This is a genomic window from Mesorhizobium sp. M5C.F.Ca.IN.020.29.1.1, from assembly GCF_003997375.1.
Classification (GTDB): Bacteria; Pseudomonadota; Alphaproteobacteria; order Rhizobiales; family Rhizobiaceae; genus Mesorhizobium; species Mesorhizobium wenxiniae.
The window spans coordinates 1-1,152 of the sequence record NZ_RZSW01000997.1 but is presented as its reverse complement, the minus strand read 5'-3'; the positions used below and the strand labels follow the sequence as shown (position 1 = coordinate 1,152).

1 protein-coding gene is annotated in these 1,152 nt (G+C 65.4%); it reads left to right on the top strand.

What is annotated here, in order from left to right:
- Positions 1 to 96: 96 nt before the first annotated feature.
- Positions 97 to 1,077 carry an ornithine cyclodeaminase family protein gene (locus tag EOA85_RS35735; protein ID WP_065010166.1) on the top strand — a complete coding sequence of 327 codons (981 nt, stop codon included), beginning with the start codon at positions 97 to 99 and terminating at the stop codon, positions 1,075 to 1,077.
- Positions 1,078 to 1,152: the final 75 nt, after the last annotated feature.

Here is a 1,152-nt window from a genome sequence, read left to right as displayed (position 1 = left end):
GAGCCAACACAGCGCCGCACGTCCTTTGGGACGCGCAAAGGACGCTGTACCATTTTCGGTTATGCGTTAGGCGTATTTCTCTCCATGGAGTTTCCCATGCTGACCATTTCGGCGGCCGAGGTCGATCAAGCGCTGACCTTTCCCGGCCTGGTCGAGACGCTGCGCGCGGCCTTTCGCGATGGCGCGGTACAACCGGTCAGGCATCACCATACGGTCGAACGGCCCGACGGCGCGGCCTCGACGCTGCTCCTGATGCCTGCCTGGACCGACTTCAATGCGGCCGGCACGTCGGCAGGCGGCCATATCGGCGTCAAGATCGTCACGGTGTCGCCCGACAACAACACCGTAGGCAAACCCGCTGTGATGGGGCTTTACCTCCTGCTCGACGGCGCGACCGGCGAGCCTGAAGCCATGATCGATGGCCAGCGGCTGACGCAGTGGCGCACGGCCTGCGCCTCGGCGCTGGCCGCTTCCTATCTGGCCCGCGAGGACGCTGAGCGGCTGCTGGTGGTCGGCGCCGGCGCGCTGTCGCCGTTCCTCGCCAGGGCGCATTCAGCGGTGCGGCCGATCACCGCAATCCGCATCTGGAACCGCACACCGGCCAATGCCGAAAAGGTTGCGGCGGAATTGCGCGCCGAGGGCTTTGCGGCCACTGCCGCGAGCGATCTCGACGCCGAAATCGGCCAGGCCGACATCGTTTCGTCGGCGACCATCACGACCACGCCGCTGATCAAGGGCGCGCTGTTGAAGCCGGGCACCCATGTCGATCTGGTCGGCGGCTTCACGCCGGTCATGCGCGAAAGCGACGACGATGCGATTGCGCGTGCTCGCGTCTACGTCGATACCCGGGCAGGCGCCGCCAAGGAGGCGGGCGATATCGTCCAGCCGCTGGCCTCGGGCGTGCTGAAGCCGCAAGCCATCGTCGCCGACCTGCATGAATTGGCACGCGGCCAGAAGAAGGGCCGGCAGAGCCCCAGTGAGATCACGCTGTTCAAATCGGTCGGCGCAGCCCTCGAAGACCTCGCCGCCGGCATTGCGGTGTACAAGGCGCTGGGAAGTAGGGAAGTAGGGAAGTAGGGAAGTAGGGAAGCCATACCAATCGTGCGGCTTCGTGCCAGTCATATTTCCCCTACTCCCTTACTCCCTTACTCC